This window comes from Pseudomonadota bacterium, from assembly GCA_037200975.1.
Taxonomy (GTDB): domain Bacteria; phylum Pseudomonadota; class Gammaproteobacteria; order Steroidobacterales; family Steroidobacteraceae; genus CADEED01.
In genome coordinates, this window is the sequence record JBBCGI010000001.1 from 632,635 (window position 1) to 646,550 (window position 13,916).

Genomic DNA, 13,916 nt, shown 5'->3' on the forward strand with positions numbered 1-13,916 from the left:
AACAAACTGCCAATCGCGACAAGGTGCGACCGCGATCACATCCCTAAGCTTCGCGCCGTTCCGATGGCTGGATACGAATAACCCAAGAGGTTCAAATGCCTGTAGCTGATTCGGTGCAACTTGGCGAGAACGTGAAGATCTTTCATCCGTCGCTCGTGAATCTTTACGGATGCGTCATCGGAAAGGACTCGAAGATCGGAGCGTTCGTGGAGATCCAGAAAGGCGCGACGATCGGTGAGCGCTGCAAGATTTCCTCGCACACCTTCATCTGCGAGGGCGTGGACATCGAAAACGAAGTGTTCGTCGGCCACGGCGTGATGTTCACGAACGACTTGTTTCCGAGGGCGGCGAATCCCGATGGATCGCTGCAGACGGAAGCGGACTGGAAGGTCGAAAAGACGGTGGTCAGACGCGGCGCTTCGATCGGCTCCAACGCCACCATCGTCGCAGGCATCACCATCGGCGAGTTCGCGCTGATCGGCGCGGGCGCGGTGGTCACGAAGGACGTACCGCCCTACGCGGTCGCGGCCGGAGTGCCGGCCAAGGTGATCGGCGACACGCGTAAACGTTGAGCGGTAGTTAGTCAGGCATCTTCAAAAGGGATTCGAGGAACAACAAATGATCAAGATTGGCGTCATCGGCTACGGTTACTGGGGACCGAACCTCGTGCGGACTTTTGCGGAAGCGCAACAGGGCACGATTGTCGCCGTCTCCGATCTGGATCCGAAGAAACTCGCGACGGTCAACAAGCGGTACCCCGCGGTCAAGACCACCAACGACTTCCAGGACCTGCTGCGCAATCCGGAAATCGACGCGATCGCGATCGCCACGCCGGTCAGCACACACTTCGAATTCGCGATGGCCGCGCTCAAGGCCGGCAAACACGTCTGGCTCGAGAAACCGATGACGGAAACGTCGCTGCAGGCGCGCAAGCTGGTGGACGAGGCGGCGAAGCGCAACCTCACGCTGTTCGTCGATCACACCTTTGTCTATACCGGCGCCGTGCGCAAGATGGGCGACGTGATCAAGAGTGGCGATCTCGGCCGCGTCTACTACTACGACTCGATCCGCGTGAACCTCGGCCTGTTCCAGCGGGACGTGAACGTGATCTCCGACCTCGCCGTGCACGACTTCTCTATCCTCGACTACCTGCTCGGCGAACATCCGGTCGCGATCTCGGCGAGTGGCATCAACCATTTTCCGGGCACACCCGAGAATCTCGCGTACATCACCCTCTTCTACGATTCGGGCACGATCGCCCACGTCAACGTGAGCTGGCTCGCGCCCGTCAAGGTGCGCCAGATCCTGCTCGGCGGCAGCAAGAAGATGATCACCTATGACGATCTCGAGCCTTCCGAGAAGGTCAAGATCTACGACAAGGGCATCAGCTTCACGGAAGACCCGAAGCAAATCCAGGAAATGCGCGTCGGTTATCGCACCGGCGACATGTGGGCGCCGAAGCTCGATGGCACCGAAGCGCTGCGCCTCGCCGGCGATCATTTCATCGATTGCATCATCAACAAGAAGACCCCGCAGACCGATGGTTCATTGGGCCTGCGCGTGGTCGAGCTCATCGAAGCCGCCACCAGCTCCATGCGGGGCCGCGGCGAAACCGTCTACATCCAGAAAGTCCAAGCACCGCAGGAGAAAATAGCGTGATTCCGTTCGTCGACCTGAAAGCCCAGTACCTTTCCATCAAGAAAGAAGTCGATGCTGCGATCCTCGGGATCCTCGATACCTGCCAGTTCACACTGGGCAGCGAAGTCGCCGCATTCGAGAAGGATTTCGCCGCCTATTCGCAGGTCAAACACGGCATCGCCGTGAACAACGGCACAAGCGCGCTGCACCTGGCGCTGCTGGCCGCCAACATCGGCGAAGGCGACGAAGTCATCACCGTGCCGTTCACCTTCGTGGCCTCCGTCGCGGCTATCTACTACTCGCGCGCCACGCCGGTGTTCGTCGACATCGACCCGCGCACGTTCACGATGGATCCGGCCAAGATCGAAGCGGCCATCACGCCGAAGACCAAGGCGATCCTGCCCGTGCACCTGTACGGCCAGTGCGCCGACATGGACGCCATCCTCGCGATCGCGAAGAAACACAAACTCATCGTCATCGAAGACGCCTGCCAGGCACACGGCGCCGAATACAAGGGCCGTCGCGCGGGCAGCATGGGCGACCTGGGCGCGTTCTCGTTCTACCCGGGCAAGAACCTCGGCGCGTACGGCGAAGGCGGCCTGGTCTCCACCAGCAACGACGAGTACAACCGCACCATCCGCATGCTGCGCGACTGGGGCGCGGAGAAGAAATACCAGCACGTGCTCAAGGGTTACAACTACCGCATGGAAGGCATCCAGGGCGCGGTGTTGAAAGTGAAGCTCAAATATCTCGAAGGCTGGACCGAGGCGCGCCGCGCTGCCGCGGCTAACTACGCGCAGTGCTTCTCGAGCAGCAACGTACGTACGCCTGAAGCGCTGGCACACAACCGGCACGTCTATCACATCTATGCCGTGCGCACGACGGAGCGCGCCAAATGGCAGGAGAAACTGCAGGCGCAGGGAATTTCGACCGGCATCCACTATCCGATCCCGGTGCACCTGCTGCCTGCGTACGCCGACCTCGGCTACAAGGCCGGACAGTTCCCGCACTCCGAACGCGCGGCCAACGAGACGCTCTCGCTGCCGATGTTTCCGGAGATGACCGCGCAGCAGTGCCAGACCGTGGGCAACGCGGTGAAGGCGCTGGCGGAAACGAACGCCGCGGCCGCCTGATCGCACCCGGCAGGAAGCCCATCGCGTGAGTGCCCGTCGGCCGTTGCTGATTTTTCCGTGCAACGGCAATGGGCTCGAAGCGCTCGATTGCCTGGGCGACGAGTTCGAGTGCATCGGATTCGTCGACGATACGCCCGAGAAGCAACGTGCCGGCGCCCATGGCCTGCGCGTATTGCCGCGCGCGGCGTTCGACGAGTTGCGCGACGCGGCGGTGCTGGCGGTGCCCGGCGGTCCCGCCTCCTACCGGTCGCGCCGCCAGGTCATCGACGGGCTGGGGATAGAACCCGCCCGGTTCGCGAACGTCATTCACCCGGGCGCGCACGTAGCGAAACTTGCCCGGCTCGGCCGCAATGTCCTCGTCATGGCGGGCGCAGTCATCACCAGTAACGCCGTGATCGGCGATCACGTGTGTGTGCTGCCGAACACCGTGATCCACCACGATGTGACGGTCGGCAGCTTTTCGCTGATTGGCGCCAACGTGGCCATCGCGGGGAGCGTCCGGATTGGCGAGAATTGCTACATCGGCAGCGGCACCAACGTGAAGAACGGCCTGGCGATCGGCGCCCGGGCATTGATCGGGCTCGGCAGCAATGTGACGCGCGACGTGCCTGAGGGCGCGACCGTCGCGGGCAACCCCGCACGGCCGCTCGGCACCAGAATCTGAATGAAATTGGCTTGAGGGATCCCGAATGAAAATCAACGGCTCGAAAATCCTGGTCACCGGCGGCTGCGGCCTCGTGGGCTCGACGACCATCGACCTGCTGCTGCGCGACTACTCGCCGGCGCAGATCGTGATCGTCGACAACCTCAACCGCGGCACGCTGCACAATGTCGACGAAGCGCTCAAGGATCCGCGCGTGTCGCTCGTGCGCGGCGACATCCGCGACGTCGAGACCATGCACAAGGTCACCGCCGGCATGGACGCCGTCATTCACATGGCGACGTTGCGTATCACCGCCTGCGCCGCCGAGCCGCGCGAAGCGCTCGGCGTCATGTGCGACGGCAGTTTCAACGTGCTCGAAGCCGCGCAGGCGGCGGGCGTGAAGAAAGTGGTCGCGGCCTCTTCGGCATCCATCTACGGCCTCGCCGAACAATTCCCGACGCGTGAAGATCATCACCCGTACGCGAACCGCACTTGGTACGGCGCGAGCAAGATCATGCTCGAGGGCCTGCTGCGTTCGTACAACGACATGTTCAAACTGCCGTATGTCGCGCTGCGTTACTTCAATGTCTACGGTCCGCGCATGGACCTGCACGGCCGTTACACCGAAGTGCTGATCCGCTGGATGGACCGCATCGCCGCGGGCCAGCCGCCGCTCATCCTCGGCGACGGCAAGACCACGATGGACTTCGTGTACATCGAAGACGTGGCGCGCTCGAACATCCTCGCGCTCGAATCCGACGTCTCCGATGAGGTGTTCAACGTCGCAAGCGGCGTCGAAACCAGTCTCAACGACCTGGCCGCTGCGCTGTTGCGCGTGATGGGCAGCAAACTCAAGCCCGAGTACGGCCCGGAGCGCAGCGTCAACCCGGTTTCGCGCCGCCTGGCGTGCACGAAGAAGGCCGCGGAGAAGTTGGGCTTCCGCTCGACTATCGATCTCGACGACGGCCTGTCGCGCCTGGTCGAATGGTGGCGCGCGAACAAAGACCGGATGGCGGCGTGATGATCCCGATCATCAAGCCGATGATGGACGAGCGCGAAGCGGAAGCCGCGCGCCGCGTCATTCTCTCCGGGTGGATCACCCAGGGGCCCGAAGTCGCCGCCTTCGAAAAGGAATTCGCGGCGTACACGGGTGCCGAACACGGGGTGGCGGTCTCGAACTGCACGACCGCGCTGCACCTGGCGCTGCTCGCGCTCGGCATCAAGCCGGGCGACGAAGTCATCACGGTCAGTCACTCGTTCATCGCAACCGCGAATGTCATTGCTTACACGGGCGCCACGCCGGTGTTCATCGATGTCGATCCGGTCACGTTCAACCTCGACCCGGCGCGCATAGAAGCGGCCATCACGCCGAAGACGCGCGCGATCCTGTGCGTGCACCAGATGGGCATGCCCTGCGATCTCGCTGCCATCGTGAAACTCGCCCGCGCGCGCGGCCTGTACGTCATCGAAGACGCGGCCTGCGCGATCGGCGCGGAGATCCGCTGGAACGGCCGGTGGGAAAAGATCGGCAAGGTGCACGGCGACATCGCCTGCTTCTCGTTCCATCCGCGCAAGGTGATGAGCACCGGTGACGGTGGCATGATCACCACGCCCAACAAGGAATGGGCGGACAAGTGCCGCCTGCTGCGCCAGCACGGCATGAGCGTGCCGGATACAGTGCGCCACGGTTCGGCCAAGGTCATCTTCGAGTCGTACCCCGTCGTCGGGTACAACTTCCGCATGACCGACATCCAGGCGGCGGTGGGCCGCGAGCAGCTCAAGCGTCTCGGCGACATCGTCCAGGGCCGCAGGGCGATCGCCGCTCAGTATCGTCAGCTCATGAAGGACATTCCCGGGATCACGTTGCCGCAGGAACCCGAGTGGGCGCGCAGCAACTGGCAGAGTTTCTGCGTGCGCCTGTCCGCGAACCTCGATCAACGCGCCGTCATGCAGCAGATGCTCGACGCGGGCGTCTCGACGCGCCGCGGAATCATGTGCAGCCACCGTGAAGAGCCGTATCGCGATGCGCGCCGCACCGGCACGCTCGAACATTCCGAGGCCGCTCAGGATCATTGCATCGTGCTGCCGTTGTACGGACAGATGACGACGGCCGATATCCGCCGCGTGGCGGACGAGCTACGCGCCGCGTGCAGCCTCAGTGCAGGCGCGCGCGCTGCCGTGTCCGCCTAGGCGCCCGGGGCGTATGCCCTGCTGCCGCGCAACGAAGTCCCAGCCATGAGCCGCACCGCGCGCATCCTGCGCAACATAGCCGCCAACTGGCTGGGTTTCGTGATCGGCTCCGTGGTCACGCTGCTGCTGACACCGCTGGTGCTGCACGAGCTCGGCGCGACGCGTTACGGCATCTGGGTCCTGACCTCGAGCATCGTCGGCTACTACGGCATCCTCGACCTGGGGTTTCGCGCCGGGCTGACGCAGCACCTGACGCGTTACATCGCGATCAAGGATTATCGCGCCGCGAGCGCATACCTGAGCAGCGCCGTCGCCGCCTTCGGCGGGCTGGCGTGTTTTCTCGCCGTCCTGAGCGTAGCCGGCGCCTTCGTTGCGCCGCACGTATTCGACATTCCGCCGCATATCGCCCACGAGGCCTTCTGGTGCATCCTGATTTTCGGCCTCGGCAGCTCGGTGCAGTACGCGCTGTTTCCCTACGCCGCCATCTTCCCGTCGGCAGAGCGTTTCGACGTCGCCAACTACATCGGGATTTCGACGCGGCTCGTCACTGCCGCCCTGCTGCTGATCGTACTCAAGCTCGACTACGGCCTCATCGGCGTCAGCGCCGCCACGTTCGCGGCGAATTTCATCGACTACGTGCTGCGCTGGCAGATCTCCAAACGGCTGGTGCGCGAGGTCAAGTTCTCGCGCGGCGCGATCGCGTTGTCGCGTCTCAAGGACATCTTCGCGTTCGGCATGTGGAACTTTCTGATCTCCATCAACGCCTACGCCTATCAACACGTTCCCAACATCATCATCGCTTCGTTCATGCGCGTGAGCGCCGTCGGCCAGTACGCGCTCGCCACCGGTCTGGTTACGCAGATCTCCTCGCTGCTGAGCCCCATCGGGCAGGTCATGTATCCGGCGGCAACGGCGATGCATGCGCAGGACGATCGCGACGGGCTCAAACGCCTGTACCACGACGGCACGCGCATGATGATGCTGGTGATGTTCACGGTGGTCCTCATCGCCTTCTTCTGGGCGCCGGACTTCTATCGGCTGTGGATCGGCGAGCAATATCTGACCGGCGAGCCGTTCCACTCGGTGTCGCTGCTGCTGCAGGTCCTGCTCTTGAGCACCATCACCAGTTACGCCGCGAATATCGGCATCCAGATCCTGATCGGCGCCGGCCGCATCCGCATGATGGCGATCGCATTGATCTGCGGCTCCGCGCTGAGCCTCGCCATCAGCTTGACGCTGGTGCAGTTCTACGGCCTGCTGGGCATCACCATCGCCGTGGTGGTCGCATCGACGATCATCGATCTGATCGTGGTGCCGATCATGGTTCAGCGCGTGCTGGGTTTCGCCGCGCTCGAATGGATCCGGTACGCCTGCCTGCGCCCGCTGCTGGTCGCCGCCGTGGACGTGGGTCTGTTGTCGCTGATCCGCCTGTCGCCGCGGCCGGAAAACTGGGCAGATCTCATCCTCCAGGGCATCCTGGCTGGCGCCGCGTGCATCGGAAGCGCGCTCGCGTTCGGCGTCACGAGCGACGAGCGTCATCGCTTCCTCGTCGCGCCCTTCCGGCGCCGGGCGCCGATATGAGCGCGCAGCGCGAGTTCGGCCCCGAAGTCGCCGAGTTCCTGTCGGCCTGCAGCCAGCAGTACGATGCGTTGCTCGAGGCGTCAGGCGAGATCCGCGCACATGGCAACCCGGAGGCGATCCTCGATTGGGTGAAAACCGTCGCCGCCTTCGCCGCCATGCATCACCCCGGGCGATTCGCGGATGGCGCCCTCGAAAATCTCGCGCTCGAGGTGGGCCGGCAACTCGACCGCACCGCGTCACCGCCCCTGTGGCTGGAATCCCTGGTCGCGCAGCGCGCCCGCAGCGCGCCGGCGAAACGGCGCGTTTTGCACGTCGCCACGACGATGCTCAATATCGGCGGACATACGCGCACCATCCTCAACTGGATCCGCAAAGATCCGGGGTCGGAACATTCGCTGGTGACGACTTCGAGCGCCGGGGTGCAGATTTCTCCCGTGGTAATGGAGGCCATCGCCGAGTCCGGTGGACAACTGTATGTGTTGCCCGACGAGAGCCCGCTCTTGTCGCGCGCGCGCTGGCTGCGCGAATTCAGCCGCCGCAGCGCGGATCTCGTTTTCCTGCATCTCGTTCCGTACGACGTCGTGCCGGTCGTGGCGTTCGCCGAAAGTGGCGGGCCGCCGGTCGCGCTGATAAATCTCGCCGATCAATGTTTCTGGCTGGGCAGCACTGTCGCCGATTCGGTCGTGCACCTGCGGGAAATCGGTGCCACCACCAGTCGCGACATCCGGTTCACTCGCAACGATCTGCTGCTGCCAATTCCCCTGTTCGAAGCGCGCGCGGAGTTGTCGAAGGCCGATGCGCGGCGTGAACTCGGCATTCCCGAATCGCAGATCGTGCTGCTCACCATCGGGCGCGGCATCAAATTCGCGCCTTCCGCGCGCCACAATTTCTTCCGGACGGGCCGCGAGATCCTCGACCGCAATCCGGCGGCGCACCTCTACGTGGTCGGGGTGCGCGCCGCCGATCATGCGCAGAGCCCGGAATTCGTCGCCCACGATCGCATGCACTTCCTCGGGCCGTTGAACGACCCGACGGCGTATCAGCGTGCGGCCGATGTCTATCTCGAAGGATTTCCGTTCGGCTCGCAGACCGCGTTGCTCGAAACTGCCCTGGCGGGAACTGCGTGTGTTCCCGCCTTCGCGCCCGCGACCGCGCTGCTGGCGACGCACGACTTCGCGCTGACCGGCACGGTGGATAATCCCGCCGACGAGCCCGGCTACGTCGCGAGGGTCGGCGAATACGCCGCCGACCGCGAAAAACGCGTGGCGATCGCCCGGACCCTGCGCGAACGTGTGCTGCACTTCCACGTGCTCGAATCGTGGAACGGCATGCTGGATCAGGTCTATGGCGCGCTCGAAAAACTGCGACACGACGCCCTCCCCCTGCCGAACGCGAAAGGCGCCGCGCGCCACATCGATCTCGCGATCAGCGAATACCACGCCACGCGCGCCAACGGCGCGGACGTGCGGACGTTCGTCGACGGCGAAGTGCGTGGACTCATGCGCTTCGCCTCGTACACGATGCGCCAACGCGGATTTCATGCGGATTCGTTCCGCTTGCTGCGCTTCGCGAACCGCAATCAGGTCTGGGACCGCGAGTCGGTCGGTTATGCGATCAAACTACTACCGCACTGGCTGGTCCACGCGGCGCGTCGATTTATGAAACGGCAGGACGACACATGCAGGGAGATTTCATGAACGGACCGGCCGCAGGACCGCAGGTCAGCGTCATCATTCCCTCTTACAACGCCGCGGCTTACATCGCGCAGGCGATCGACTCGGTGCTCGCGTCATCGACGGTCGCGGTGGAAGTCATCGCCGTAGACGACGGATCGCAGGACGACACACTCAAGGTCCTGTCGGGTTTCGATTCCCGGGTCCGCACGCTCAAGCAGGAGCGCGGCGGTCCGTACCGCGCCCGCAATCTCGCCGCCCAGCACGCGCGGGGCGAGTGGCTCGCGTTCCTGGATGCCGACGATCTGTGGATGCCCGGCAAACTCGCCGCACAACTCGCGCTGGCGGGGCCGGACATCGGCCTCGTCTACACCGACCGGCTGAATTTCGGCGATCTGTCGCGGGTGAAGGAACGGCAGTCGGACAGCGTCACGTTGCACGACGGTGACGTGTTCGAGCCGCTGTTGCTCGGCAATTTCATCACGTTGTCGAGCACACTCATGCGCAAGAGCTGGTTCGACAAATTGGACGGCTTCGCAGTCGAGCGGCGCGGAGTGCAGGACTGGGACATGTGGCTGCGTTACTCGGCGGAGGGCGGGCGCGTCGCGTTGTGCCGCGAGCCTCTCACGAAGTACCGCATGCACGATGGACAGATGACCAACGACCTGTCGCAACGCGCCGCCGATCGTGAAGCGGTGCTGCGCCGCGCGCTCGCCTCGCCGCGCGGCCAGCGGGTCGCCCCGCAAGTCGTGCGCAAGGCGTTCGCCGGACTTTGGGAACTCGCCGCGTCGCAATCGGCGGGCACCCTGCATCTGCAGACCATCGGCTCATATCTGCGATCGGCGGCATACTGGCCGTGGAACCTGCGGGTGTACAAGGGAATCGTCAAGAGTTTGTTAGGGCGCGCGTGACGATGTCGGAAACCGGCCCCCGCATCATCGCGTTCCCGCGCGACGGCATCGCATATGTCGACTGTTTTTACGCGGCGGCCGAGGCACGCGGCGCCGAGGTGATTCGCGGCGAATGGGCCGGCGGCTGGATCAATTCGAACGTCCGTCGCGGCGACGTCGCGCACATTCACTGGCCCTCCTTTTATTACGCCGTCCGCGGCTGGGATGGTGTCCGCTCGACCATCGAATTCACCGCGTTCGTGCTACTGATGCGGCTACGCGGCGCGCGCATCGTCTGGACCGCCCACAACCTGTATCCGCACTCCGAAGGCCGGCCGAGCCGCGTGCACCGGTTCATCCGTAAACTCGTCGTCTGGCTGAGCGAGTTCGTGCTGGTTCACGGTGGCGAGGCGGAACGCATCGTCCGCCGGGAATTCAGCGTTGCGCCGATGAAGCTCTGCCGGATCCTCCACGGTCACTGGATCGACTATTACCCTCGTGACGTCGGGACGCCCGAGGCGCGGGGGCGGCTCGGTATCACGCCGGAAACATTCGTTTTCGGATTCGTCGGCATGTGCAAGCCGTACAAGAATCTCGACGGGTTGATAGACGCCTTCTCGAAGTGCCGCGGCGACGCGACGCTGCTGATCGCCGGCAGTTTCTCTTCGGACGCCTACCGTCAGCACATCGAGCGGCTGCTGGCAAAGCTCGATCCCGCGCGTGTGATCTTCAAACCCGGGTTCATCGCGGACGCCGATCTGCAGGTGTACGTGCGCGCGGCCAGCGTGCTCGTCAATCCCTTCACCGACATCCTCACGTCCGGATCGGCGATGCTGGCGCTGAGCTTCGGCCGACCGGTCGTGGCGCCGAAGCTCGGCAGCATGCCCGAGGTCATCACCGCGCCCTGTGGCGTGCTTTACGATCCGGCCGACCCCAATGGTCTAACTCGCGCAATGGAAGCCGCGCGGACGCGCGGTTTCGACGAGACGCAAATCACCGACTACGCCGCGAGCTTCAGTTGGGACAAGGCGGTCGATCCTTTCCTCGACGCATTGAAAGGTCGTTAGTCACGCGTGGCTGGTTTTTGCAATCCGTCGGCGGATTGCGGCCCACGACCTCGCCCGCCCTGCTGGAGGGTTGTAGGAAATTCCATGACGCAAAATTGCGACGGAGTGCGCATTGCGCAGTATTGGCAAATGCTCCATGTCGCCGTGGACTGCACTTGCCATACTGCGGGCCTCGAGCTCACGCGGCTCTGGCCTGCCGGGCACCCGGCACCCCACGACGCGGCCTCCTTTGACACTACAGGATCAATGCACATGCAAAATTCGGCGCTGAATCGAACGCGAGCCGGCAAATGGTCGCTGCGGTTCATGCCGCTGCTGCTGCTGCCTGGGATCGTGCTGGCGCAGTCGACGGTCGAAGTCAACAACGCCTCGCAGCTTCAGTCCGCGCTCAACAATGCCAACAACGCGGGCGGCAATGTCGTCATTTCGGTGAACGACGGCACGTACACACTCAACGACACGCTGTACGTGAACGCGAACAACATCACGATCAAGGGCAAGTCCGGCAATCGCGCCAGCGTCGTCATCCAGGGTGATGCAATGTCCGCCGGCGCATCCATCGGCAACATCATTCGCGTCGCGGCGAGCAACTTCAAGCTCGATGCCGTCACGCTGCAAAGAGCCGGCTGGCACGCCATCCAGTTCGCCGGCGAAAGTAATGCAGACGGCGCGGTGATCACCAATTGCGTGCTGCGGGACACCTACGAACAGATCGTCAAGGCTACCAAGAGCGCCTCGGCGGTGTCCGACAACATCCGAATCGAAAACTGCCTGTTCGAATACACGGCCGGCCGCGCACCTTACTACTACACCGGCGGAATCGATGCCCACGGGGCCAGGGGCTGGGTGGTCCGCGGCAACACGTTCCGCGGCATCGCGAGTCCCGGCGAAGCGGTCAGCGAGTTCGCCGTGCATTTCTGGGACGACTCCGCCAACAACACCACGGAACGCAACACGATCATCGATTGCGACCGGGGCATCGGCTACGGACTGCAGGGCTTTACGACCAACGCGGGCGGCGTCATCCGCAACAACATGGTCTATCACTCGAACAACGGCGCGCCGTACGCGGACGTGGGCATCGCGCTCGAGAACAGCACGAACACGCAGGTTTACAATAATACGGTTTACTTCGCCAACAACATGTCGTGGGCGATGGAATATCGGTTCGCGGCGACGACCGGCGCGGTGTTCACGAACAACCTGACTAACAAGCCCATCCAGGCGCGCGACGGCGGCGGCGGCACCCAGCAGTCCAACGTCACCAACGCCTCGGCCAGCTGGTTCAAAGCCGTGGCGAACGGTGACCTGCACCTGGCGAGCGCCGTCAGCGGGGTCGTGAACGCCGGCCGGACGGTGTCTGGACTAGCCGACGACTTCGATGGTGAGGCGCGCGGCAGCGACGCCGGCATCGACATCGGCGCGGATGAATTCGGCGCGGCTGCGGGCGTCAAGAAACCCAACCCACCGACCAATATTTCGGCCCAGTAGAAGACCCGCGGGATGCCCGCCCTGCTGCGGCGGGGCGGGCGTCTCATTTTCCGTCAGCGGGGCCGTTGGGGATACCGCATTGCGATGTGAAGCCGGGTAGCATGTCCGCCGTTTGCGCCATGACGCGCTGCCGCCGATCAACCCGACGCCATGAGCCTGCGCCACCGCTTCTCCGAATATGCAAAATACGATTCCCGCATTTGCCAGGAGTTGATGGGGCTCGGCGGATTGTCCGCCGCCACCGCGCTGCGTCTGTTTGGGCGGAATCGACGCGCCATCGAGCTCGAAACCTCGATCCACCGTAACGCGCTGTCGAGGCTCGCCGAGCCGGCCATCGAGCGGCGTTTCCGCAAATCGCTGCGTGCGACGCCGGCGCTCGAAGGTTTCATCGAGACCCTCGCTCCGCAACGTTCGACACAGGTGTTCTTCGACGACCCGGAGCGGCTCCTCGGCCAGCGCATCCTCGTCATCAAGTCCCCGCGCGGCGCCGAAAAAGGCGTCCTGCTGATGGACTACTCGTTCGTGTTTCCGCTGCTCGTCCGGTATTTCGATCTGCCGGCAATCGCGCGCCGCTACCACCTCGTGACCGAACCGAGCTGGTCCGGCCTGTGCGACCGCGAAGTGATGTGTGTCGCGGGCCGCGGATTCCCGGTGTTCGTGCAGACCAACGAACCGCGTGACATCGCCTTCCTCGATCGCCTCGACCTCGACACGATCCCGGTGCCGATCGCGGCGAACTGGTGGGTGGATACCCGCGTGTTCCGTCCCCTGCCCGGGATCACGCAGGACGCGGACCTGTTCATGAATTCCGCGTGGTCAGGCTTCAAGCGGCACGCGGAGGTCTTCGACGCGCTGGCGCGGCTGCGCGCGCGCGGCGTCAAGCTCAGGGCATTGTTAGTCGGTTATGCCGGCGACATGACCCGTGCCGATGTCGAAGCTTCGGCGCGACAGCATGGTGTCTTCGACCAGCTCGAGATATTCGAGAAACTGCGGCCGCACCAAGTCAATGAGGTAATGAATCGCGCCAAGGTGAACCTCATCTGGTCGCGCCGTGAAGGCTCCAACCGCGCGATCATCGAGGGCTTCGCCGCCGGCGTGCCGGGCGTCCTGCGCGAAGGCTTCAATTTTGGGCACAAGTATCCGTACATCAATTCGCAGACCGGCACCTACGCCTCGCAGTCGACCCTGCCCGACACATTGCTGCGGATGATCCGCGAGCGCGAGAAGTTCGAGCCGCGCAAATGGATGGTGGACAACATGAGTCCGCAGATCGCGACACGCGAGATCGACGAGCACATCGCGGCCTACGCCGCGCGGCACGGGGAACCTTGGACGCGCGGCGAGCTTGCGCAGAAGGTCACCTCGCTGCATTCCATGGCCTATTGGGATGAAAGTGAGCGCACGCGTTTCGATGCCGACTACGCGTTCCTGAGGGCGCGCCGGATTCCTTGAAAAATCTTCCTTCTCCGTGTGACGGACATCACACAAGTGCGGCCGCACTGCGAGAATCCTTCAATGATTTTGCAGGAATCACGGACTGTTCGCTAACACAGACAATTGCGCCATGCAGATACATCCTATTAACTGCACGACATTCGCCAAGCATGCCA

Annotated in this window: 12 protein-coding genes; all 12 read left to right on the forward strand. The window is 63.7% G+C overall.

From position 1 onward, the window contains the following. Positions 1–95 precede the first annotated feature (95 nt). Complete coding sequence (locus WDO72_02800; GenBank protein ID MEJ0084589.1) at positions 96–572, forward strand: acyltransferase; 477 nt, start codon at positions 96–98, stop codon at positions 570–572. Between the two features lie 46 nt (positions 573–618). Continuing rightward, on the forward strand, positions 619–1,659 hold the full coding sequence (locus WDO72_02805) for a Gfo/Idh/MocA family oxidoreductase (GenBank protein MEJ0084590.1): 1,041 nt from the start codon (positions 619–621) through the stop codon (positions 1,657–1,659). Next, positions 1,656–2,771 carry a DegT/DnrJ/EryC1/StrS family aminotransferase gene (locus tag WDO72_02810; GenBank protein ID MEJ0084591.1) on the forward strand — a complete coding sequence of 372 codons (1,116 nt, stop codon included), beginning with the start codon at positions 1,656–1,658 and terminating at the stop codon, positions 2,769–2,771. The genes WDO72_02805 and WDO72_02810 overlap by 4 nt, the downstream gene beginning before the upstream one ends. 25 nt (positions 2,772–2,796) lie before the next feature. Further along, a complete protein-coding gene (locus WDO72_02815; protein MEJ0084592.1) occupies positions 2,797–3,435 on the forward strand; it encodes a NeuD/PglB/VioB family sugar acetyltransferase in 639 nt (212 codons plus the stop codon). Between the two features lie 25 nt (positions 3,436–3,460). After that, a complete protein-coding gene (locus tag WDO72_02820; GenBank protein MEJ0084593.1) occupies positions 3,461–4,435 on the forward strand; it encodes an NAD-dependent epimerase/dehydratase family protein in 975 nt (324 codons plus the stop codon). Next, positions 4,435–5,604: a DegT/DnrJ/EryC1/StrS family aminotransferase gene (locus WDO72_02825; protein ID MEJ0084594.1), complete on the forward strand. Its 1,170-nt coding sequence runs from the start codon at positions 4,435–4,437 to the stop codon at positions 5,602–5,604. Before WDO72_02820 ends, WDO72_02825 begins: the two co-directional genes overlap by 1 nt. Before the next feature lie 45 nt (positions 5,605–5,649). Continuing rightward, positions 5,650–7,185: an oligosaccharide flippase family protein gene (locus WDO72_02830; protein ID MEJ0084595.1), complete on the forward strand. Its 1,536-nt coding sequence runs from the start codon at positions 5,650–5,652 to the stop codon at positions 7,183–7,185. Beyond that, the gene (locus WDO72_02835; GenBank protein MEJ0084596.1) at positions 7,182–8,882 is read left to right on the forward strand and encodes a hypothetical protein; all 1,701 of its coding nucleotides are present in this window, start codon (positions 7,182–7,184) and stop codon (positions 8,880–8,882) included. The genes WDO72_02830 and WDO72_02835 overlap by 4 nt, the downstream gene beginning before the upstream one ends. Next, complete coding sequence (locus tag WDO72_02840) at positions 8,879–9,769, forward strand: glycosyltransferase (GenBank protein ID MEJ0084597.1); 891 nt, start codon at positions 8,879–8,881, stop codon at positions 9,767–9,769. The genes WDO72_02835 and WDO72_02840 overlap by 4 nt, the downstream gene beginning before the upstream one ends. Before the next feature lie 2 nt (positions 9,770–9,771). Continuing rightward, positions 9,772–10,815, forward strand: coding sequence for a glycosyltransferase family 4 protein (locus tag WDO72_02845; GenBank protein ID MEJ0084598.1), 1,044 nt, complete (start codon positions 9,772–9,774; stop codon positions 10,813–10,815). Positions 10,816–11,067: 252 nt separating this feature from the next. Further along, complete coding sequence (locus WDO72_02850; protein MEJ0084599.1) at positions 11,068–12,306, forward strand: right-handed parallel beta-helix repeat-containing protein; 1,239 nt, start codon at positions 11,068–11,070, stop codon at positions 12,304–12,306. Between the two features lie 150 nt (positions 12,307–12,456). After that, the gene (locus WDO72_02855; GenBank protein ID MEJ0084600.1) at positions 12,457–13,758 is read left to right on the forward strand and encodes a glycosyltransferase; all 1,302 of its coding nucleotides are present in this window, start codon (positions 12,457–12,459) and stop codon (positions 13,756–13,758) included. Positions 13,759–13,916 lie beyond the last annotated feature (158 nt).